We start from the raw sequence: 20,286 nt of genomic DNA on the forward strand, positions 1-20,286 counted from the left end.
ACCGGTTCATCTGTCGCGGGGCGGTGCGGTGCTGCCGCGCGGCGTGAGGTGGGGCGTCTCGTCCTGCACCCGGCCGGCGGGCTGCCCGGCGACGACGGCGAGCAGTTGCCGAGCGGCGTGCGCCCCGTACGCCGGGATGTCCCGGCCCAGCGCGGTCAACGGCGGGTGCACCAGGCGGCACAGCGGCGAGTCGTCCCAGGCCACGATGGACAGGTCGCCGGGCACCGTGAGGCCCATCTCCTGGGCGACGGAGAGCCCGGCGATGGCCATCACGTCGTTGTCGTAGATGACAGCTGTGGGCCGGTTGGCCGAGCTGAGCAACCGGCGGGTGGCCCGGCCGCCCTCCTCGCCGGTGTAGTCGGACCAGACGGTGACCGCGTCGACCAGGCCGAGCCGTTGGCGGACCGCCGCGAAGGCGTCGGTGCGGATCTCGGTGTGCCGCAGGTCGGGCAGGCCGGCGACCCGGGCGATGCGCCGGTGCCCGAGCGCGACCAGGTACTCCACCGTCTCGGTCAGCGCGGCGGCGTCGTCGGACCAGAGACTCGCCAGCTCACCGGTGCCGCCGGGGCCGCCGATCACCACCGCCGGCAGTTGCAGCTGTTCGAGTGCGGGGATGCGCCGGTCGTCGGTGCGCAGGTCGCAGACGAGCACCCCGTCCACGCGCCGTTCGCCCCACCAGCGCCGGTAGACGGCGATCTCGGCGTCGTGGTCGGCCACCACCTGGAGGGTCAGCGCGTACGAGCGGGCGGAGAGTTCGGCCTCGACGCCACTGATCAGAGCCATGAAGAAGGGCTCGACGCCGAGGGTCCGGGCCGGTCGGCACAGGGCCAGACCGATCGCCCCGGCGGCGGCGGCCGACAGGGCGCGGGCGGCGCTGCTGCGGCTGAACCCGATCTCGGCGGCGATGGCCAGGATGCGCTGCCGGGTGGCCTCGGAGACGCCGGGCTGCCCGTTCAGCGCGTACGACACGGCGCCCTTGGACACCCCGGCGCGTTGGGCGACGTCGGCGATGGTCGGCCGCTTCACCGGCGTGCTCCTTCGCTCTGTGGCCGTTGACAGCCCGGATTTCCGAACCGTACGGTGGCTCAGCTTATCCGGTTCAGTCAGCATCTTTCGATGCAGAAGGTGCGGGGAAATCGTGAGCCGACAGGCACTCTACGACGGTTGGACAGTGCGAGCGGTCCCCGGAGCGCAGGTGCCGGAGGCTGTCGCCGGCCGGTCCGTTCCGGCGACAGTACCTGGCTGCGTGCACACCGATCTGCTGGACGCCGGGCTGATCCCCGACCCCTACCTCGACGACAACGAGCGGGCGGTGGCGTGGATCGGGCGCACCGACTGGGTCTACCAGACCACCTTCGTCCACCGGACGGGCGACGACGAGCGCGTCGACCTGGTCTGCGCCGGCCTGGACACCGTCGCCACGCTCACAGTCAACGGGGTCGAGGTCGGCCGCACCGCGAACATGCACCGCGGCTACCGCTTCGACGTCCGAGCGCTGCTGCGGGACGGGGACAACGACCTGGTCGTCACGTTCGACTCCGCGTACCGCTACGCCGAGGCGCAGCAGGAGCGGCTGGGCGACCGGCCCAACGCCTACCCGGAGCCGTTCCACTTCATCCGCAAGATGGCCTGCAACTTCGGCTGGGACTGGGGGCCGACAGTGGTCACCGCCGGCATCTGGCAGGAGATCAGCCTGCACGCCTGGTCGACCGCCCGACTGGCCACCGTCCGCCCACTTGTCACAATGGACGGTCGCGACGGCCGGGTCGAGGTGCACGTCGAGGTCGACCGGGTCGCGGACGTCCCGCTGACCGTCCGGGCCGCCGTGGCCGACGTCCGCGCCGAGGTGGTCGTCCCGGCCGGGCAGCGCACGGCCGTGCTGACCCTCACCGTCCGCGAGCCCGCGCTGTGGTGGCCCCGGGGGTACGGCGACCAGACCCGTCACCCCATCGAGGTGACTCTGCACGCACCGGACGGCGACACAGTGGACGCCTGGTCGCACCGCATCGGCTTCCGCTCGGTAGGGATCGACACCACACCCGACGAGCACGGCACCCCGTTCGCGTTGTCGGTCAACGACGTCCCGGTCTTCGTGCGCGGGGTCAACTGGATCCCGGACGACGCGTTCCCCACCCGGATCACCCGGGCCCGGCTGGCCGAACGCTTCGACCAGGCGGTCGCGGCCAACGTCAACCTGCTGCGGGTCTGGGGCGGCGGCCGGTACGAGTCGGCGGACTTCTACGACCTCGCCGACGAACGCGGTCTCCTCGTCCAGCAGGACTTCCTCTTCGCCTGCGCCGCGTACCCGGAGGAGGAGCCGTTCGGCACCGAGGTGGCCGCCGAGGCCGCCGAGCAGGTGACCCGGCTCGCGCCGTACCCGTCGCTGGTGCTCTGGACCGGCAACAACGAGAACATCTGGGGCTGGCACGACTGGGACTGGCAGCAGGCCCTCGCCGGGCGCACCTGGGGGCGCGGCTACTACCTCGACGTGCTGCCCCGGATCGTCGGAGAGCTGGACCCGACCCGCCCGTACTGGCCGGGCAGCCCCTGGTCGGGCAGCGAGGCGATCCACCCCAACGACCCGGCGCACGGCACCACCCACATCTGGGACGTGTGGAACACCGACGACTACACCAAATACCGGGAGTACGTCCCGCGCTTCGTCGCCGAGTTCGGCTACCAGGCCCCACCGGCGTACGCGACGCTGCGCCGGGCGTTGAGCGACGAACCCCTCGCCCACGACTCACCGGGCATGGCGCACCACCAGAAGGCGGCCGGCGGTGACGTCAAGCTCCAGCGGGGCCTCGACGCGCACCTGCCCGCACCGGCGGACTTCGACGACTGGCACTACCTGACGCAGCTCAACCAGGCCCGGGCGATCCGGCTCGGCGTGGAGCACTTCCGCTCCCACCGGGACGTCTGCGCGGGCACCATCGTCTGGCAGCTCAACGACTGCTGGCCGGTGACCTCCTGGTCGGCCGTCGACGGCGACGGCCGCCGCAAACCCCTGTGGTACGCGCTGCGCCACGCGTACGCCGACCGGTTGCTCACCGTGCAGCCCCGCGACGGTGGGCTGGCCCTGGTCGCTGTCAACGAGACCGCCGAGCCATGGACCGCGCCGGTCTCGGTCACCCGGTTCACGCTCACCGGGGAGCCGAGGGCGAAGACCTCGGTCGACCTCGACGTCCCGGCGTACTCCTCGGTGGTGCTGGCGCTGCCGGCGGACCTGGTGCGGCCGGAGGATGCCCGGCGCGAGTTGCTCGTCGCGGAGGCCGGTGGCACCGCGGAGCGCGCCCTGTGGTTCTTCGCCGAGGACCGGGAGGTGGAGTGGCCGGCGGCGGCCTGGGACGCGACGGTCGAGCCGGTCGACGGTGGGCAGCGGGTCAGGGTCACGGCGCGCACGGTGCTGCGCGACCTGACGCTCTTCCCGGACCGGCTGGATGCGTCGGCCACTGTGGACACAGCCCTGGTCACTCTGCTGCACGGCGAGTCGACGACCTTCACCGTGCACGCGGACGGGTTGCTGGACCCGGCGGCCCTCGTCGCCCGCCCGGTGCTGCGCTGCGTCAACGACCTCGCCTGACGTTCCAAGATCGTGCTCGATCGATGGAGTAGTGGCCTCCCGTGGCTGCGGAGGCCACTACTTCCTGATGTCCTTTGCTCTGCACCCGCGGGCGCGACGGCTACGGTCTGCGGCTGGTGCTTATTGGGGTGCAGAGCAAAGGGGGTGGGGGTGGCCTGTGCGCCCTCACCAGGGCGAGGGGCCGGCTGCTGATCAAGGTCGGCACTATGGTGCGCTCCATCCCGCCGGTTTTGCCTGGGACAGCGTCGTGACATCAAGTTGAAGACTTGTTCAAGTGATAAAGTCTTCGCGTCGAGGGGGGGATCTCATGTCGGTGCCGCTGTACCAGGCCAAGGCGGAACTGTTCCGCACGCTCGGGCACCCGGTGCGTATCCGGGTCCTCGAACTGCTCCAGGACGGCCCGAAGCCGGTCCGGGACCTGCTCGCCGTCATCGAGGTCGAGGCCTCCAACCTCTCCCAGCAGCTCGCCGTGCTGCGCCGCGCCGGGATGGTCACCTCACACCGCGACGGTCCCCTCGTCATGTACGCGCTCAGCACCCCGGACGTGGCCGACCTGCTGGCCGCCGGGCGGCGGATCCTCGGCGCGGTCCTCACCGACCGGGACGGCCTCCTCGGGGAGCTGCGCTCCACCGGCGCGGACAGGTGAGCAGCGCCATCCCGGTGGCCCGAGAGCGGCTGCTCGGGCTGCTGCCCGGCCGGGCCGACTGGGCCGCGGTCCACCGCTCACCGCGCCGGGACCTGCTGGCCGGGCTCACCGTGGCGGTGGTGGCGCTGCCGTTGGCCCTGGCGTTCGGTGTCACCTCCGGCCTGGGCGCCCAGGCCGGGTTGATCACCGCCGTGATCGCCGGTGCGGTGGCTGCTGTCTTCGGGGGCTCCAACCTCCAGGTTTCCGGGCCGACCGGGGCGATGACGGTGGTGCTGGTGCCGGTGGTGCAGCAGTTCGGAGCCACCGGCGTGCTGATGGTCGGGGCGATGGCCGGCCTGGTGCTGATCGCGCTCGCCGTGGCCCGCCTGGGCCGGTACGTCCGCTACCTGCCCACCCCGGTGCTGGAGGGCTTCACCGCCGGCATCGCCGTGGTCATCGCGCTGCAACAGGTGCCCGCCGCACTCGGCGTCAGCGACGCGCACGGGGAAAAGGTCTGGGCCGTCGCCTTCGACGCGGTCGCCCGTTTCGTCGTACACCCGCGGCCGGCCGCGCTCGCGGTGGCCCTCGCCGTCGCGGCGCTGATGCTGCTGGGTGGCCGGTGGCGACCCGGCCTGCCGTTCTCGCTGCTCGGTGTGGGGGCCGCCACCGTCCTCGCCGAGGTCATCCCGGTCGATCTGATCCGGATCGGCGCGTTGCCGCAGGGCCTGCCCGCGCCCTCGCTCAGCTTCCTCGACCTCGGCGCACTGGGCGTGCTGCTTCCCAGCGCCCTCGCCGTCGCCGCGCTCGCCGCCCTGGAGAGCCTGCTGTCCGCCACCGTCGCCGATGGCATGACCGTCGGCGAGCGGCACGACCCGGACCGGGAACTCTTCGGTCAGGGGATGGCCAACCTCGCCGCCCCCCTCTTCGGCGGCATCCCGGCGACCGCCGCCATCGCCCGGACGGCTGTCAACGTCCGCGCCGGGGCGGCCTCGAAGCTGGCGGCCCTCACCCACGCCGTCGCCCTCGCGGCCATCGTGCTGGCCGCCGCGCCGTTGGTCGGCCGGATCCCGCTCGCCGCCCTGGCCGGGGTGCTGCTGGCCACCACCGTCCGCATGGTGGAGGCTGGTTCGCTGTGGGCGCTGGCCCGGGCCACCCGGGGTGACGCCGTCGTGCTGGTACTCACCTTCGCCGTCACGGTGATCTGGGACCTCGTCACCGCCGTCGCGGTCGGCGTCGGCGTCGCCGTGGTGCTCGCCCTGCGCGCGGTGGCCCGCAGCGCCCGGCTGGAACAGGTGCCCCTCGACCCAGGGGAACACAGCGCCGAGGAGTACGCGCTGCTCACTGAACACATCGTCGCGTACCGGCTGGACGGGCCGCTCTTCTTCGCTGCGGCCCACACCTTCCTCCTCGAACTCTCCGAGGTCACCGACGTCCGTGTCGTCATCCTGCGAATGTCCCGGGTGACCACCATGGACGCCACCGGCGCGCACGTCCTCGGCGATGCGATCCGGCGGCTACGCGGACGCGGGATCGTCGTCCTGCTCTCCGGCATCACCCCCGCACACGACCAGGTGCTGGCCACACTGGGGGTGGCTGACGACCTGCGCAGCGAGGAGTTGCTCTTCCCGGACACGCCCGCCGCCATCCGGTACGCCCGCACCGTCGCGCTAGGCGGCGGACGAACCGGGGCGGAGACTGCTGCCACGATCGTGCTCGATCCATGAAGTAGTGGCCTCCCACGCTGGGGAGGCCACTACTTCCATGTTCGCGCACGATCATCACGCCCGGGGGCGCGATGCGGCGGTCAGGCGCGGGCGGCGGCGAGCACCTGGCCGACCAGGGCGCCGGAGGTGCCGGAGCGCTCGTACTCGGGCCGGTTCAGGCTGCCACCCATCAGCGGCGCCGGGTTGCGGTGCACGGCCGGGCTGTCCGAGCTGACCAGGGCCGCGAAGTGGTACTCGTCGGCGCCGGTCGCCTCGACGATCCGGGCGATGTTGCGCGGGGTGATGCCACCGCCCGGCATGATGACGATCCGGCCAGCGGCCCGGCGCACCAGGTCGGCGATGAGCGGAGCACCCTCCAGCACGCTGACCTCCTGACCCGAGGTGAGCACCCGGTGCACGCCCAGCTCGATCAGCTGCTCGAGCGCCGCGTGCGGGTCGCGGGTCATGTCGAACGCCCGGTGGAAGGTGATGCTGGCGTCGCCCGCGGCGGCGATCAGCCGGCGGGTGGTCGGCACGTCGACGTCGCCCTCGGCGGTCAACGCGCCGATCACGATGCCGTGCGCGCCGGCCGCCACAGCGGCCCGCACGTCCCGCTCCATGGCCTCGATCTCGAACGGCGAGTAGATGAAGTCGCCGGCCCGGGGGCGGACGATCACGTGTACCCGGATCCGGCTGACCGCGCGCAGCGTCGTCTCGATGGTGCCCAGGCTGGGGGTCAGCCCGCCGTCGAAGAGCGCGGAGCACAGCTCCACCCGGTCGGCGCCGGCCTCCTCGGCGGCGACCGCGCCCTCGACGCTGTCGATGCAGATCTCGAATGTGTTCATGATTCTTCCTTTTCCGTGCGAGGCGATGCCGCCTCCGTGCGAGACGATGCCGCTTCGGTCCGAGACGATGCTGTGGTCCAGTCGATGACGGCCGTGACGGCACCGACCGGTACGCCGCCGCCGAGCACCGGCACCTGGCGCAGCGCGTCGGCCCCACCCACCGGTACGCCCACGGCGTCGAGGGCGGCGAGGGCGGCGAGGGCGATGGCAGTGGTGGCTCGGGGTGAACCGTCGATCGCCTTCACCGCCACCGCGTGACCGTCCGGTGCGGCCACCCCGAGCACGCCCTCGGCCCCACCCTTGGCGAGGACGCCGGGCAGCGCCCGCATCAGGTCGGTGTTCGGGTGCCCGTGCCAGCCGCCGACGTACTCCGGGTGTTCGCGCATGGCCTGCGCCACCAGTGCCTCGTCGCTCCCGGCGGGCGCGTTGACCAACGCCTGGAAGGTGCGGGCCAGGCCGGTCAGCGACAGGCCGAACAGCGGTGCGCCGCAGCCGTCGACAGCGTGGTGCGCGATCGGCGCGCCGGCCAGCCGGGCGACGGCGGCGGCGGTCTCCCGCTGGAGCGGATGGTTCGGGTCGAGGTAGTCGTGGGTGCTCCAGGACCGGGCGACGCAGGCGACGAGCATCGCGGCGTGCTTGCCGGAGCAGTTCATCCGGATCCGGTCGCGCTGTCCGTTGGCGCGGATCAGCCGATCCCGGGTCGGTTCGTCCTCCGGCCAGTCCTCCGGGCAGCCGAGCGCGTCCTCGGTCAGGCCGGCCCGGGCAAGCATCGCCCGAACCACCTCGACGTGCCGGTCGTCGCCGGTGTGACTACCGGCGGCGAGCGCCAGCGCCGGGCCGGTCAGCTCGTCGCCGGCGGCGATCCGGCAGGCCAACGCCTGCACCGGCTTGAGGGTGGAGCGGGGGAGCACCGGCTCGTCGGGTACGCCGGCGGAGAGGGCGGCAGTCCCGTCCGGGGCGAGCACCACGACGCTGCCGTAGTGCCGGCTCTCGACGAAGCCGTTGCGCACGACCCGGGCCAGTTCGGCGTAGCGGAAGATGGTCACCGGGGGGTGTTCCCTTCGAGAAGCGGCGGGGGCAGCTCAGCGGTCCGCCGTCCGCGCCGGCCGCCGAAGCGGCCGTTGCGGGCCTGGAGTACGCGGGCGAACTTCGACAGCGAGGCGTTGACCACCAGGTAGATCAGCGCCACCACCAGGAACGTCTGGATCAGCAGGTGGGTGTACGAGGCGAGCACCTGCCCGCTGTAGAGCAGCTCGGTGTAGCTGACCACGAAGCCGAGCGAGGTGTCCTTGAGCAGCCCGACCAGCTGGCTGACCAGGGACGGGGCGAGTTGGAGCAGCGCCTGCGGCAGGACCACCAGCGCCATCACCTGCCCACGGCGCAGGCCGATCGCGAGGCCGGCCTCGGTCTGGCCACGGTCCAGCGCCAGGATGCCGGACCGGAAGATCTCCGCGAACGCCGCCGAGTTGGAGACCACCAGCGGCACCACGAGCTTCCAGAACAGCGGGAAGTTCAGCCCGTACTGCGGCAGGGCGAACAGCGTCACGTAGATCAGCAGCAGGGTGGGTACGGTCCGGAAGATCTCCACGTACGCGCCGGCCAGCCAGCGCAGCGGTCGATGCGTAGACAGCCGACCGAGCGCCAGCAGCAGCCCGAGCGCGGCGCTGAGCACTGCTGTCGCGGCGGCGGCGCGCAGCGTGGCCCACAGACCGTTGAGCAGGTACCGCCAGATCGGCCAGGTGGTGAACGGCTCCCACCGGGCGGCGGCCAACTCGCCGTGGCTGGCGAACTGGTAGACGGCCGCGACCAGGGCGCCGACCAGGAGGATCGCGCCCAGCACTGTGGCGATCCGGATCCGCCGCTGGGCGCGGGGGCCGGGCTCGTCGAAGAGGATCTGTTGCGTCTTGTTCATCGGACGATCGCCAGCCTTCGTTCGAGCAGGCCGGTGACCTGACCGATGATCAGCGCCAGCAGCATGTAGGCGAGGCCCGCGCCGGTGAAGACGGCGATCGGTTGGGCCTCGACCAGGTTCACGTTGTTGGCCGCCTGGGTCAGCTCGACCACGCCGACGGCGGCGGCAAGCGAGGTGTTCATCAGCAGCGCGATGCAGATGTTGCCGATCGGCTGGATCACCGCCCGGAGTCCCTGCGGCAGGATCACGTGCCGCAGGGACTGGCCGAAGGTGAGCCCGATGGCACGGGCTGCCTCGGCCTGGCCCACACCGACCGTGTTGATCCCGGCGCGGATCGCCTCGGCCAGGTACGCCCCCTCGTACACCGCGATGACGATGGCGGCGGAGGTGAACAGCGGGAACGTGATGCCGATGGTCGGCAGCGCGAACACGAAGAGCACCAGCAGCGCCAGCAGCGGCAGGTTCTGGAACACCTCGACGTAAGCGGTGCCGATGGCACGCAGCAGCGGGACGGGAGCGATCCGCAGGGTGGCCACGACGATGCCCAGCAGCATCGCGCCGACGGTGGTCACGACGGTCAGTTCGACCGTCGTGACCAGGCCGTGGCCAAGCTGACTCAGGTGGGCGGTGAGGGCTTCCATCGGTACGGGAGACTGCTCAGGAGCCGTCGGCGGAACCGAGGGCGGGCGGGGTGGGCGCGCCACCCTCCACCACCGAGCCGAGGGTGCCCTCCCAGACCTTCGCCCACGTGCCGTCGGCCTGGATCTTCTTCAGCCAGTTGTTGACGAACTCCTTGAACTGCGCGTCCTCCTTGTTGAGGCCGATGCCGTACGCCTCGGTGGTGAACGGCTCGCCGACCACCTTCATCCCCGGGTTCGCCTTGGCGCCCGAGGCGAGCAGCGTGAAGTCCTGCACGTACGCGTCGCCGCGCTTCTGGAGCAGCGCCTGCAACGCCTGCGGGTCGGTGCCGAAGGCGATCTGCTTCGAGCCGGGCGCGGCCGAGGGCAGCGCGGTGACGGCGGGGGTGTTCGCCCCGACGATCACGGTCTTGCCGGCGAGGTCCTTGACGCTCTTGATCGAGGTGTCGTCCTTGCGGACCCCGACGGCGAGGCCGGAGGTGAGGTACGGCCCGGCGAAGGCGACCTGGGTGGCCCGCTGCGGGGTGATCGTGTACGTCTGGAAGACCGCGTCCACCGACTTGGCCTGGAGCATGGCCTCCCGGGTCTGGGTGCCGATGGTCGTCGTCTTCACCTCGGGCTTGCCGATGATGTACTTCGCCAGCAGCTTCGCCATGTCGGCGTCGAAGCCCTCGATGGTGCCGCTGACCGGGTTCTGCTGGGCGAGCAGCGGCGCGTCCAGGGAACCACCGATGTTCAGGTAGCCGCGCTTGCGGATCGCCTCCATCGTCGAACCCGCCGGGATGTCCGCGTCGGTGGCGACCGGTGCGGCGTCGTACACCGACTGGGCGACCACGCCGTCCCCGCCCAGGCCGGGGTTGCCGGGCAACGTCGGTGCGCCGCCGCCGCTGTCGCCGCCGCAGCCGGCGGCGGCGAGGGTCACCGCCACCGCGGTGGCGGTGAGGGCGAGCGACCGCCGCCCGGTGAAGCTCATCTTGAGGATTGACATGACACCCTCCCGTTGGGGGCTAGTGCTGGAGGATCTTGGATAGGAAGTCGCGGGCCCGCTCGGTGCGCGGAGCTGCGAAGAATTCGTCGGGAGCGCCGGATTCGACGATCCGGCCGTCGTCCATGAAGACCACCCGGTCGGCGGCGCGACGGGCGAAACCCATCTCGTGGGTCACCACGATCATGGTCATCCCCTCGGCGGCGAGGGAGACCATCACGTCGAGCACCTCGTTGACCATTTCCGGGTCGAGGGCCGAGGTCGGCTCGTCGAAGAGCAGCACCTTCGGCTGCATCGCCAGGGCCCGGGCGATCGCGGCCCGCTGCTGCTGCCCGCCGGAGAGTTGGGCCGGGTGGTGGTCCGCCTTGTCGGCGATACCGACGCGCTCCAGCAGGGCCATCGCCTGCTGCCGCGCCTCGGGTCGAGCGATCCGGCGGACCCGGGTGGGGCCGAGGGTGATGTTGTCCAGCACCGTCTTGTGGCCGAAGAGGTTGAAGGACTGGAAGACCATGCCGACGTCGGCGCGCAGCCGGGCGAGGGCGCGGCCCTCGGCGGGCAGCGGCTCACCGTCGATCTCGATGCTGCCCTGCCCGGCGGTCTCCAGCCGGTTGAGGCAGCGGCACAGTGTCGACTTGCCGGAGCCGGAGGGCCCCACGACGACGACCACCTCGCCGGCGGCCACGGTGAGGTCGATGTCCTTGAGCACGTGCAGCGGACCGAACCACTTGTTCAGGCCGCGTACCGACACCATCGGTCGGTTCGCACCCGTCGTCTCCGGTGCCACCAGACGGCCCCACTTCCTTCGACTGCAAAACTAAGTCAGCTTCATATCGAACCAACAGCGCCATCTAAAAGTAGCCAGGAAACTAAGTCAACCGGTTGCTTGAACAAACTGCGGGTGCTAAGAAGCTGACGTGACGATTGACGACGCGCCACGCGAAGCCCTCCGGGGCGGCCCCCGGGAGCTACTGCGCTGGGTGGCCACCGGTGCGGCCGTCAGTCGGGCCGACCTGTCCCGCCTCTCCGGGCTCTCCCCGTCGACGGTGTCCCAGCGGGTCGAGGCGTTGATCAGCCAGGGGTTGCTGGAGGAGACCGGCGCCGGGCGGTCCCGGGGCGGGCGGCGACCCCGCCAGCTCGCCGTGCCCACCGGCGGTGCCGTGGTCGGCGCCATCGACCTCGGCGCCCATCACGCCCGCGTCGGCGCACTGGATCTCTCCGGGCGGGTGGTCCAGGCCCGCACCCTGCCGGTCCGCATCGAGGACGGCCCGGAGGCGGTGCTCGGTGCGCTCCTCACCGAGGTCGCCACCCTGGTGGACGGCGAACCGGCGGCCTCGTCCGGCGGTTCGGCGACAGGCGCGCTCCGCGGCGTCGGCATCGGGATCCCCGGCCCGGTCCAGCACGCCACCGGGCGGATCGTCAGCCCGTCGCGGATGCCCGGCTGGAACGGCTTCGACGTCGCCGCGTTCTGCGCCGGCCGGGTCGACGTGCCCGTCATCGTGGACAACGACGCCAACCTGATGGCGCTCGGCGCGCACCGCACCGCGCACCCCGAGTTGGACCACGCCGTCTACATCAAGGCTGGCACCGGGATCGGCTCCGGTGTGATCTCCAGTGGACGGTTGCACCGGGGCGCGCAGGGCTCGGCCGGGGACATCAGCCACTGCCGGGTGGTGGCCGATCCCGCGCCACCGTGCACCTGTGGAAACGCCGGCTGTCTGGAGGCGGTGGCCAGCGGCGCCGCACTGGTCACCGCGCTCCGTGGTCAGGGCGTACCGGTGTCCGACCTGACCGGTGTGATCCGCCTGATCGACGACGGTGACCGGCAGGCCACGGCCCTCGCCCGACAGGCCGGCCGTGCCGTCGGCGAGATCCTGGCCGTGGTGGTCAACTTCTTCAACCCGCAGGTGGTGGCCATCGGCGGTCGGCTCGCCGACTGTGAGCCGCTGCTGGCCAGCATGCGCGCCACCCTCTACGAGCGGTGTCTCCCGCTGGCCACCCAGACCCTGCTCATCGAGCGGGTCGCCGCCGGCCAGGACGTCGGCATCACCGGTGCCGCCCACCTGGTGATCGATCACGTCGTAGCGGCCGCCTGACCTCGCCTGCTCCGATACCCAGCGTGATCCGTCCTGGGCAGCAAGCCAGATATGTGAGCTATCGGCCGGTTCCCGCCGCACATCGTCCTGACATTTTCCTTACAGGCAGTCACGTAACCTCCCGGTGTTCTCACTGACCCGTGATCCCTCCTGGAGGTTTCGACGTGCGGATCAACGGACGGCTGCTCGTGCCGATCTCGTTGTCAGCGGTGCTGGCGACCGCCGCCTGTGGCCTGTCCACACCGGCGTCCGGGCAGGTCGAGGTCCCACACACCGGCCCGAGTGCGCAGAGCTCGGCTCCGAGCCGCAGCGACACCCCGACCTCCAGCCCGACTCCGAAGATTCCGACCGACGCGCAGATCCCCACCAGGGCCGCCGGCACCTTCACCACCGCAAGCGGCAACGGTCGCGTGATCGGCAAGGGCAAGAAGCGAGTGCGGTACAGCGTCTCGGTGGAGAAGGGCATCGCCTGGGGTGACATCCCGGCCTGGAAGCCGGACCGGTTCGCTGCGAGCATTGAGCAGGTGTTGGCGGCGCCGAACGGGTGGGCCACGTCGGCACAGCACCCGGTCACCAACTCCGCGGTGAACCTGACCCGGGCGTCGTGGTCCTTCCAGCGGGTCGGCAGCTCGACTGTCGACGTCGACGTGCGGCTCGCGACACCGAGGGCGGTGGACCGACTCTGCGGCGCGAGCGGCGTCGACACCGAGGGCGTCTACTCCTGCAAGTACGGCAAGACCATCATGATCAACCTGCGGCGGTGGCTCCAGGGCTCACCGGGATATCCGGTCAGCATCGACGAGTACCACGCCGGCGTGATCAATCACGAGTTCGGTCACTTCCTCGGCTTCGCCCACATGAAGTGCGGCGGTCGCGGCAAGCCGGCCCCGGTCATGATGACCCAGACGATGGGCCTGGGCGGGTGCGTGCCCAACGTCAGCCCGTTCGTCGGCAACGGGCAGTTCGTCAGCGGACCCTGGGCGCCGTCCTGACCTGATGATCCGGACCTGATGGCCTGCGGTCCACCGAATTGGACGGTTTCCATGGGGTCGCATGCTCGAGAATGGGTGCCGCAGTCGATGTCCTCCCAGCTGTGCCGGCTCTGCGGCGAAGGCGCTCTTTCCTTCGGCCCCTGATCGGGGAATCAACAGGCCAGCCGTCAGACAAAGAGGCCTTTTGTAGGATATCTGACAGAGCTGAGCGTGGAGGCATTCGATATTTGCTGGACCGAGTTCAAGAATTGCCTGAACGGCTGACATTGAACTGTCAGAGTGGGTGCGTTCTGAGCTGCCTCGTCATGTGGTTTCCGCCTGGCCGGAGGACTAATTTCCGAGTGTGCCTATGGCACTGTGCGAAGCGCTTTGGTTCTCTGCGCACCAGCGCCAGTCAAGACCCGGGAGACACCACTCGATGACGGTACCCAACGAGCCTGCCCAGAATCAGTTCCCCGCCGGCCAGTCGCCGATGCCGCCGACGGCTCAGTTCTCGCAGGTGCCCGCCGGGCAGTTCCCGCCGGCCCCGGCAGGTCAGTCTCCGCTGCCGCCCAACCAGTTCCCGCCGTCGCCCACCCCCAAGAAGCGTGCATCCTGGCTACTGCCCACTCTCATCGGGATCGGCGCCGTCGTGGTGCTCTGCTGTGGTAGTGCCGTGGTGGTCAGTCTTACCGCTGATGACAACAAGGTTGACGCCGCCGCCGTTAGCAGTGGCGCACCCGCCGCCACGAACAGCGTTGCCGCGAGCGCAGCGCCACTCGCAGACGAGGCGGTCGCACCCACACCGGCCAAGACTTCGGCGGCTCCCGCAGAGACGAAGCCCAAGGCGGCCGGCATCGGCGACAAGGTACGCGGCGGTGATTTCGAATTCACCGTCAAGAGCGTGAAGTGTGGGATCGCGAAGGTGGGCAGCGAGTTCCTCAACACCAAGGCGCAGGGCACGTTCTGCAGAGTCAGCGTGACGGTCAAGAACGTTACTAAGAAGGCGCACAGCTTCCACGCCGACGGCAGTATTTCCGCGCAGGACGGGAGTGGCCGGAAATACGAGGTCGACGGAGAGGCCGGGATCTACGGCAATGATGACGGGCAAGGATTCCTCGATGAGATCAATCCGGGCAACTCGGTGACCGCGAACGTCTTCTTCGACGTTCCGAAGGGCACCAAGCTCAAGACGATCACCTTGGACGCCGGGCTGTTCACCCTCGCCGAGGACGCCGTCGTCACCCTGTGATCGCCAAACTTCCCGGCGACGACGCCCCGACCGCTGTCACGATGCGCTTGACGTCCGGCCCGTCCATTGAAGTGCCCAACCGACCGTCGCGCTTGGTCGCGCCTCAGTGAAGAGCGAGGCCCCCGGCACACGCCGGGGGCCTCGTCGTTACGGCGCTGCGGGGCAGCCAGCCACCGGCAACTGATCAGCGGGTGGTGGTCAGGCCCTCCAGCATCTCGGCGAGATCGGTGGTCTCTGCCGGTGGTGGCGTCTCGATGGCCACCGCCTTGTCGTAGTCGGTGTAGTCGATCACCATGTCGCCCATCGTGCCCATCACCAGGCCGGCCCGACGTGGGCGGTACTGCTCGTCGACCCACAGGTCGACCTTCAACTCCTTGACGCCCTGCGTCGCCAGCGTCTGCTCGGTGGCGTCCCGGCGCCTGGCATCGATCTGCTTGAGGTAGGTCGCCACCGGAGTGGTGACGGTGTAGTGGACCGTTGGCACCCCGTTCACCGTCTCCTGCCCCACCACCGTCGTGCCGTCGATGGCGAGCAGCGTCTTGACCTGCTTGACCGGGTCGGCGTCCTCGAACTGCTTGGTGAAGTCCGTGCCTGCCATCTTGCTCAGTCCGGTCAGGTCCATCTTCATCCAGCGCTTCCCACCCGTACCCGTGCGGTTTTCCGCTGGAATCTCGGCGAAGATCACGGCACCGATCATCCGGACGGTGGTCGTGTCGCCCTTCGCGTCGGTCATCTTCATCTCGGCCTTGAGCGGGTCACCCAGGTCGAGGACGCCCTGCATAGAGATCTTCTCGCCGCCCATCGTGCCCGTCATCGTCACGGTCACCGAGTCGGTCTTGTCGGTGGTCTCGGCCGTCTTCAGCAGCGATCCCTTGAGATCACTGGCCAGCAACTCCAGGACGCTGGGCTGCTTCGGCTGCTTCGGCTCGTCCGACGCGCCGGACGTCACACCGCAGGCGGAGACGGCGAACGCGGTGAGCGCCGAGACCGCCACCAGAGCCGGCTTCTTCCAAAAAGACACGTACACGCCTTCCCCCGTAAGAATCTGGGGCGATCCCCAGTAGACCGACGACACGCTAGCCCACGCGGTCGATGCGGGGGCACCGCGTTTTCGCCGATCCGCCCTGATCGAGACGCGATCGTTGATGTCGGGGTATCCGGGTCGACGGGACACCCCGACATCGCGGATGTCGGCGGTACGGGCGGGAGCGGGTGGTTACTCCGGGACGCGGCGGTAGGCGCCGTCGCTGGCCGAGGTGGCCATCGAGGCGTACGCGCGCAGCGCCGCCGACACCGGGCGCTGCCGATCGGTCGGGGTGTACGGCTTGTCGCGCTTCTCCTCGGCCACCCGGCGCGCCTCCAACTCCTCGGCGGGCACGTTCAGCTCGATCGACCGGCTGGGGATGTCGATGACGACCTCGTCGCCGTCGCGGACCAGGGCGATCAGCCCGCCGGACGCCGCCTCGGGGGAGACGTGCCCGATGGAGAGCCCGGAGGTGCCGCCGGAGAAACGGCCGTCGGTGAGCAGCGCACAGGAACGGCCCAGCCCGCGGCCCTTCAGGAACGAGGTGGGGTAGAGCATCTCCTGCATGCCGGGGCCGCCCTTGGGCCCCTCGTAGCGGATCACCACGACGTCCCCGGCGACCACCTGCTTGGCGAGGATCGCGGTCACGGCGTCGTCCTGCGACTCGTAGACCTTGGCCGGGCCACGGAAGGTCAGGCAGTCGTCCGGCACGCCGGCGGTCTTCACCACGCTGCCCTCGGGCGCCAGGTTGCCGTGCAGGATGGCCAGCCCACCGTCGGCGGAGTAGGCGTGCTCGCGGTCCCGGATGCAACCGCCGGCCGCGTCGGTGTCCAGCGACGACCACCGGTTGGTGGTGGAGAACGGTTCGGTGGTGCGCACCCCACCGGGTGCGGCGTGGAACAGCTCGACGGCCGTCGGGGTGGGGGAGCCACCGCGCACGTCCCAGTCGGTCAGCCACTGCGCGAGGGAGGGGGAGTGCACGGCGTGCACGTCGCGGTTGAGCTGCCCGGCCCGGTCCAGTTCGCCGAGGATCGCCGGGATGCCGCCGGCCCGGTGCACGTCCTCCATGTGGTAGTTCGGCGAGTTCGGTGCGACCTTGGCCAGGCACGGCACGCGCCGGGAGATCGCGTCGATGTCGCTGACGCCGAAGTCCATCTCCGCCTCGCGGGCGGCGGCGAGCAGGTGCAGCACCGTGTTGGTGGAGCCGCCCATCGCCACGTCCAGGGCGACCGCGTTCTCGAAGGCGGCCTTGGAGGCGACAGTGCGCGGCAGCACCGAGTCGTCGTCGCCGTCGTACCACCGCTTGGAGATCTCCACGACGGTCCGGCCGGCCTCGACGAAGAGTGACCGGCGGGCGGCGTGGGTGGCCAGCGTGGAACCGTTGCCGGGCAGCGCGAGCCCGATAGCCTCGGTGAGGCAGTTCATCGAGTTGGCGGTGAACATGCCGGAGCAGGAGCCGCAGGTCGGGCAGGCGGAGCGCTCGATCTCACCGAGCTGTTCGTCGGTGACCGCCTCGTTCGAGGAGGCGATCATCGCGTCGATCAGGTCGATCTTGCTGTGGACGACGCCCTCGATCGCCATCGTCTTGCCGGCCTCCATCGGGCCGCCGGAGACGAAGACGGTGGGGATGTTGAGCCGCAGCGCGGCCAGCAGCATCCCGGGGGTGATCTTGTCGCAGTTGGAGATGCAGACCAGGGCGTCCGCGCAGTGCGCGTTGACCATGTATTCGACAGCGTCGGCGATCAGCTCACGGCTGGGCAGCGAGTAGAGCATGCCGCCGTGGCCCATCGCGATGCCGTCGTCGACAGCGATGGTGTTGAACTCCCGGCCCACCCCGCCGGCCTCGGCGACCGCGTCGGCGACCAGGCCACCCATGTCCTTGAGGTGTACGTGACCAGGCACGAACTGGGTGAAACTGTTGGCGATGGCGACGATCGGCTTGCCGAAATCGTCGTCGGTCATCCCGGTGGCCCGCCAGAGGGCCCGGGCGCCGGCCATCGTCCGACCGTGTGTGGAGGTCCTCGACCGCAGCTCAGGCATGCATACCAGCATGACACCATCGACCCGCCGGGCCACCCGGCTATCTCCCGTGTCCCAACAGATGCACACTCAACCCCCCATGAGGTGCGCCCATCCGGCACTCTTGGAGGCGTGCATTTTCCACCGGGCATGGTCGCTGTCGCGGCGCTCAGCGGCCTCGTCGCCGCGGTGGCCGCTGTACTGCTGACCCTCGTCGCCCGGCGGCGGACGAGGCCGCGCCGCCCGGCGCACGTGCTGCTCGCGGCGGCCGCCGGGGTCGCCCTGCTCAGCCTCCTGGCCGGGGTGCTCGCCGCCCTCAGTGCGAACGACCACTGGGCCCACGAGCAGGGGCAGCGCACCGGTTGGGCGACAGCGGTGGCGATCGGCACGGCGGTGGCCGGGCTGGCCTTCGCCGCTGGTCTGCTCCGGCTGCCCGGGGTGGCCGCCACCGCCGCGGGAACCGCCCGGCTGGCCCTGGACGGGTTGGTCATGGCGGCGGCGCTGTGGTTCGTCGGCTGGGTGCTCTTCTCCGAGCCCACCCGGTTGCTCGGTGCCGCCACCCCGATGGCCTGCCCGGCGATTCTGGTGGCCACTGTGAGCGCCGCGCTCGGCGCCGGGCTCGTCGTGATCGTCGTCTTCCGGGCCGCCACACCACGTCGACGGCTGGCCGCGCTGGGCACCGGCATCAGCGCGGTGACCTTCGGCGGGCTGGGTCTCAGCGCCGGGCTCTGCCAGGCCGGGCCGACCATGGCCCTGACCGGTGCGGTGGTGCTCGCCGCCGGCCTGCTGACCGTCGCGCTCGTCGTGTACCGGGCCGACCGGCCGGGGCAGGTCGACCTGGACCTGGTCGGTAGCGACGGCGAGTACGCCGTCGCCCCGATGCTGGCGATGGCCGCCTCGGCGATGTACCACCTCGCCCAGGACGGCCGGTTCACCGCCGCCGGCATCGTGGCCGGCAGCGTGGAGGGGTTCGCCCTGGTGGCACGGCAGTACCTCACCCTTCGCGACGTGCGGGGATACGCGGGCCGGCTGGTCGAGCGGGAGGCGCACTTCCGTGAGCTGGCGCACACCGATCCGCTGACGTCGTTGGCCAACCGGCGCGGCCTGCTCCGAGCCCTGCACCAGAACGCCGCGGACCGCAAACCCTGTGTGCTGCTCGGCCTCGACCTGGACGGCTTCAAGAACGTCAACGACATGCGCGGCCACGACGTGGGCGACGCCGTGCTGGCCGAGGTGGGCCGGCGGCTGCGTGGCAACCTGCGCCCCGGTGACGTGGCCGCCCGGTTGGGCGGCGACGAGTTCGCCGTACTCATGCAGGGCCGCGCGGTCGAGGCGGACCGGGTCGCCGAACGGCTCCTCGGGGTGCTCAACCGGCCGTACGACCAGCCGGAGGGGCCGGTCTTCCTGTCGGTGAGCATCGGGGTGGCCGACTGGGCAGACGAGCCGGACGTGGAGTTGCTTCTACGCCACGCCGACCTGGCGCTGCGCTACGCCAAGCAGCGCGGCAAGAACCGGATCGAGCGGTACGACGCCGCGTACGACCAGCTGCTGCGCCGCCGTACGACAGTGGAGCACGAGTTGCGCGGGGCCATCGACCGCGACGAGCTGCGGTTGGCGTTCCAGCCGGTGGCGTCGCTGCCGTCGGTGCGGCCGGTCGGCGCCGAGGCGCTGCTCCGTTGGCACCATCCCGAGCTGGGCAACGTGCGTCCGGACGAGTTCATCCCGCTCGCCGAGGAGTGCGGCATGATCGCCCCGCTCGGCGCCTGGGTGCTGCACCAGGCCTGCTACCAGCTCTCCCGCTGGTTGGCGGACGGGCACGACGTCTGGGTGTCGGTGAACGTCTCCCCGCGCGAGCTGCACGCCCCGGAGTACGTGGTCCAGGTCGCCGAGGCGCTGCGCGCCCACCACGTGCCGCCGCAGCGGCTGGTGCTGGAGGTCACCGAGCACGCCGTCGCCACCGACCTGGACGAGCTGATCCGGCGGCTCACCGCGCTGCGGTTGACCGGTGTACGGATCGCGCTGGACGACTTCGGGGCCGGCTACTCGTCGCTGGGGCATCTGCGCCGGTTGCCGATCGACATCCTCAAGATCGACCACAGTCTGGTCGCCGAGCACGAGCCGGTCCGCCCGGTCGGCCAGGACGGTCCGGCGTTCGCCCCGATGGTCGACATCGTGATGCGACTGGGTCACCAGCTGGGGCTGGAGGTGATCGCCGAGGGGGTGACCACCCCGACCGAGTTGGCCGCCGTGGTGGCCGCCGGATGCCGGTTCGGCCAGGGCGCGCTCTTCGGCTGGGGGGTGCCGGCCGAGCACCTGGAGGCGATGCTGGAGGCGGCCACGTCACCGGGTGCGCGTCCCGCTCAGGTGCCCCCGCCACGTCGGGTTCCGCGCGGGTCTGGGCAGCTCACCCCGCCTGCCGATGGCGCGTCGCAGGCCGACGCGCCGACCTCCGTTAACCAACATGTGGGATCAGTTGACTCATCGCGTGAGATGCGTCAGGCTTAGCCGCATGTCGTCGTACCGGTCGCTGCGAGTACTTACCTGAGCGCACTCTCCCTCACCGAGAGTGCGCTGGCCCCGTGCATCTGCACGAGGGCCGTTTTTATTGCCATCGGAACCTGGCGAAGCGGGCCTCG

At 70.7% G+C, this 20,286-nt stretch carries 16 protein-coding genes; 7 read left to right on the forward strand and 9 right to left on the reverse strand.

Features of this window, described 5'->3' with window-relative positions:
* Positions 1-6: 6 nt before the first annotated feature.
* Positions 7-1,026 carry a LacI family DNA-binding transcriptional regulator gene (locus IW249_RS15685; RefSeq protein ID WP_196921445.1) on the reverse strand — a complete coding sequence of 340 codons (1,020 nt, stop codon included), beginning with the start codon at positions 1,024-1,026 and terminating at the stop codon, positions 7-9.
* A 112-nt stretch (positions 1,027-1,138) separates the two neighbouring features.
* On the opposite strand from IW249_RS15685, the gene IW249_RS15690 reads away from it, so the two are divergent.
* From IW249_RS15690 to IW249_RS15700, 3 genes are all read left to right on the forward strand, one after another.
* On the forward strand, positions 1,139-3,583 hold the full coding sequence (locus IW249_RS15690) for a glycoside hydrolase family 2 protein (RefSeq protein ID WP_307788600.1): 2,445 nt from the start codon (positions 1,139-1,141) through the stop codon (positions 3,581-3,583).
* 307 nt (positions 3,584-3,890) lie between these two features.
* The gene (locus tag IW249_RS15695) at positions 3,891-4,229 is read left to right on the forward strand and encodes an ArsR/SmtB family transcription factor (protein ID WP_196921447.1); all 339 of its coding nucleotides are present in this window, start codon (positions 3,891-3,893) and stop codon (positions 4,227-4,229) included.
* Positions 4,226-5,932 (forward strand): SulP family inorganic anion transporter, encoded by a 1,707-nt coding sequence (locus IW249_RS15700; protein ID WP_307788601.1) that lies wholly within the window; start codon positions 4,226-4,228, stop codon positions 5,930-5,932. The genes IW249_RS15695 and IW249_RS15700 overlap by 4 nt, the downstream gene beginning before the upstream one ends.
* Before the next feature lie 80 nt (positions 5,933-6,012).
* Here the strand turns inward: IW249_RS15700 and IW249_RS15705 are convergent, their stop codons facing one another.
* Genes IW249_RS15705 through IW249_RS15730 form a run of 6 tightly spaced genes read right to left on the reverse strand, consistent with a single transcriptional unit; the run spans position 6,013 to position 11,042 of the window.
* On the reverse strand, positions 6,013-6,756 hold the full coding sequence (locus IW249_RS15705; protein WP_196921448.1) for a copper homeostasis protein CutC: 744 nt from the start codon (positions 6,754-6,756) through the stop codon (positions 6,013-6,015).
* Complete coding sequence (locus tag IW249_RS15710; RefSeq protein ID WP_307788602.1) at positions 6,753-7,802, reverse strand: asparaginase; 1,050 nt, start codon at positions 7,800-7,802, stop codon at positions 6,753-6,755. The genes IW249_RS15705 and IW249_RS15710 overlap by 4 nt, the downstream gene beginning before the upstream one ends.
* Positions 7,799-8,668 (reverse strand): amino acid ABC transporter permease, encoded by an 870-nt coding sequence (locus IW249_RS15715; RefSeq protein ID WP_196921449.1) that lies wholly within the window; start codon positions 8,666-8,668, stop codon positions 7,799-7,801. The genes IW249_RS15710 and IW249_RS15715 overlap by 4 nt, the downstream gene beginning before the upstream one ends.
* Positions 8,665-9,309 (reverse strand): amino acid ABC transporter permease, encoded by a 645-nt coding sequence (locus IW249_RS15720; protein WP_030337216.1) that lies wholly within the window; start codon positions 9,307-9,309, stop codon positions 8,665-8,667. Before IW249_RS15720 ends, IW249_RS15715 begins: the two co-directional genes overlap by 4 nt.
* 16 nt (positions 9,310-9,325) lie before the next feature.
* Positions 9,326-10,294 carry a glutamate ABC transporter substrate-binding protein gene (locus tag IW249_RS15725; protein WP_196921450.1) on the reverse strand — a complete coding sequence of 323 codons (969 nt, stop codon included), beginning with the start codon at positions 10,292-10,294 and terminating at the stop codon, positions 9,326-9,328.
* Between the two features lie 19 nt (positions 10,295-10,313).
* The gene (locus IW249_RS15730; RefSeq protein WP_196921451.1) at positions 10,314-11,042 is read right to left on the reverse strand and encodes an amino acid ABC transporter ATP-binding protein; all 729 of its coding nucleotides are present in this window, start codon (positions 11,040-11,042) and stop codon (positions 10,314-10,316) included.
* A gap of 163 nt (positions 11,043-11,205) precedes the next feature.
* Between IW249_RS15730 and IW249_RS15735 the strand changes: the two genes are divergently transcribed.
* The 3 genes from IW249_RS15735 (at position 11,206) to IW249_RS15745 (ending at position 14,607) form a co-directional block, all read left to right on the forward strand.
* The gene (locus tag IW249_RS15735; protein ID WP_196921452.1) at positions 11,206-12,384 is read left to right on the forward strand and encodes an ROK family transcriptional regulator; all 1,179 of its coding nucleotides are present in this window, start codon (positions 11,206-11,208) and stop codon (positions 12,382-12,384) included.
* A gap of 164 nt (positions 12,385-12,548) precedes the next feature.
* Positions 12,549-13,376 (forward strand): DUF3152 domain-containing protein, encoded by an 828-nt coding sequence (locus IW249_RS15740; RefSeq protein ID WP_196921453.1) that lies wholly within the window; start codon positions 12,549-12,551, stop codon positions 13,374-13,376.
* Positions 13,377-13,794: 418 nt separating this feature from the next.
* Positions 13,795-14,607 carry a DUF4352 domain-containing protein gene (locus IW249_RS15745; RefSeq protein WP_196921454.1) on the forward strand — a complete coding sequence of 271 codons (813 nt, stop codon included), beginning with the start codon at positions 13,795-13,797 and terminating at the stop codon, positions 14,605-14,607.
* A 184-nt stretch (positions 14,608-14,791) separates the two neighbouring features.
* On the opposite strand, the gene IW249_RS15750 is transcribed toward IW249_RS15745, so the two are convergent.
* Positions 14,792-15,628 (reverse strand): SCO4651 family lipoprotein, encoded by an 837-nt coding sequence (locus tag IW249_RS15750; protein WP_196921455.1) that lies wholly within the window; start codon positions 15,626-15,628, stop codon positions 14,792-14,794.
* Positions 15,629-15,823: 195 nt separating this feature from the next.
* Positions 15,824-17,671 (reverse strand): dihydroxy-acid dehydratase, encoded by a 1,848-nt coding sequence (gene ilvD / locus IW249_RS15755; protein WP_196921456.1) that lies wholly within the window; start codon positions 17,669-17,671, stop codon positions 15,824-15,826.
* A 129-nt stretch (positions 17,672-17,800) separates the two neighbouring features.
* Here ilvD and IW249_RS15760 point away from each other — a divergent pair, with 129 nt between their 5' ends.
* The gene (locus IW249_RS15760; protein ID WP_231393572.1) at positions 17,801-20,155 is read left to right on the forward strand and encodes a putative bifunctional diguanylate cyclase/phosphodiesterase; all 2,355 of its coding nucleotides are present in this window, start codon (positions 17,801-17,803) and stop codon (positions 20,153-20,155) included.
* Positions 20,156-20,286 lie beyond the last annotated feature (131 nt).

The sequence above is a fragment of the Micromonospora vinacea genome, from assembly GCF_015751785.1.
Taxonomy (GTDB): domain Bacteria; phylum Actinomycetota; class Actinomycetes; order Mycobacteriales; family Micromonosporaceae; genus Micromonospora; species Micromonospora vinacea.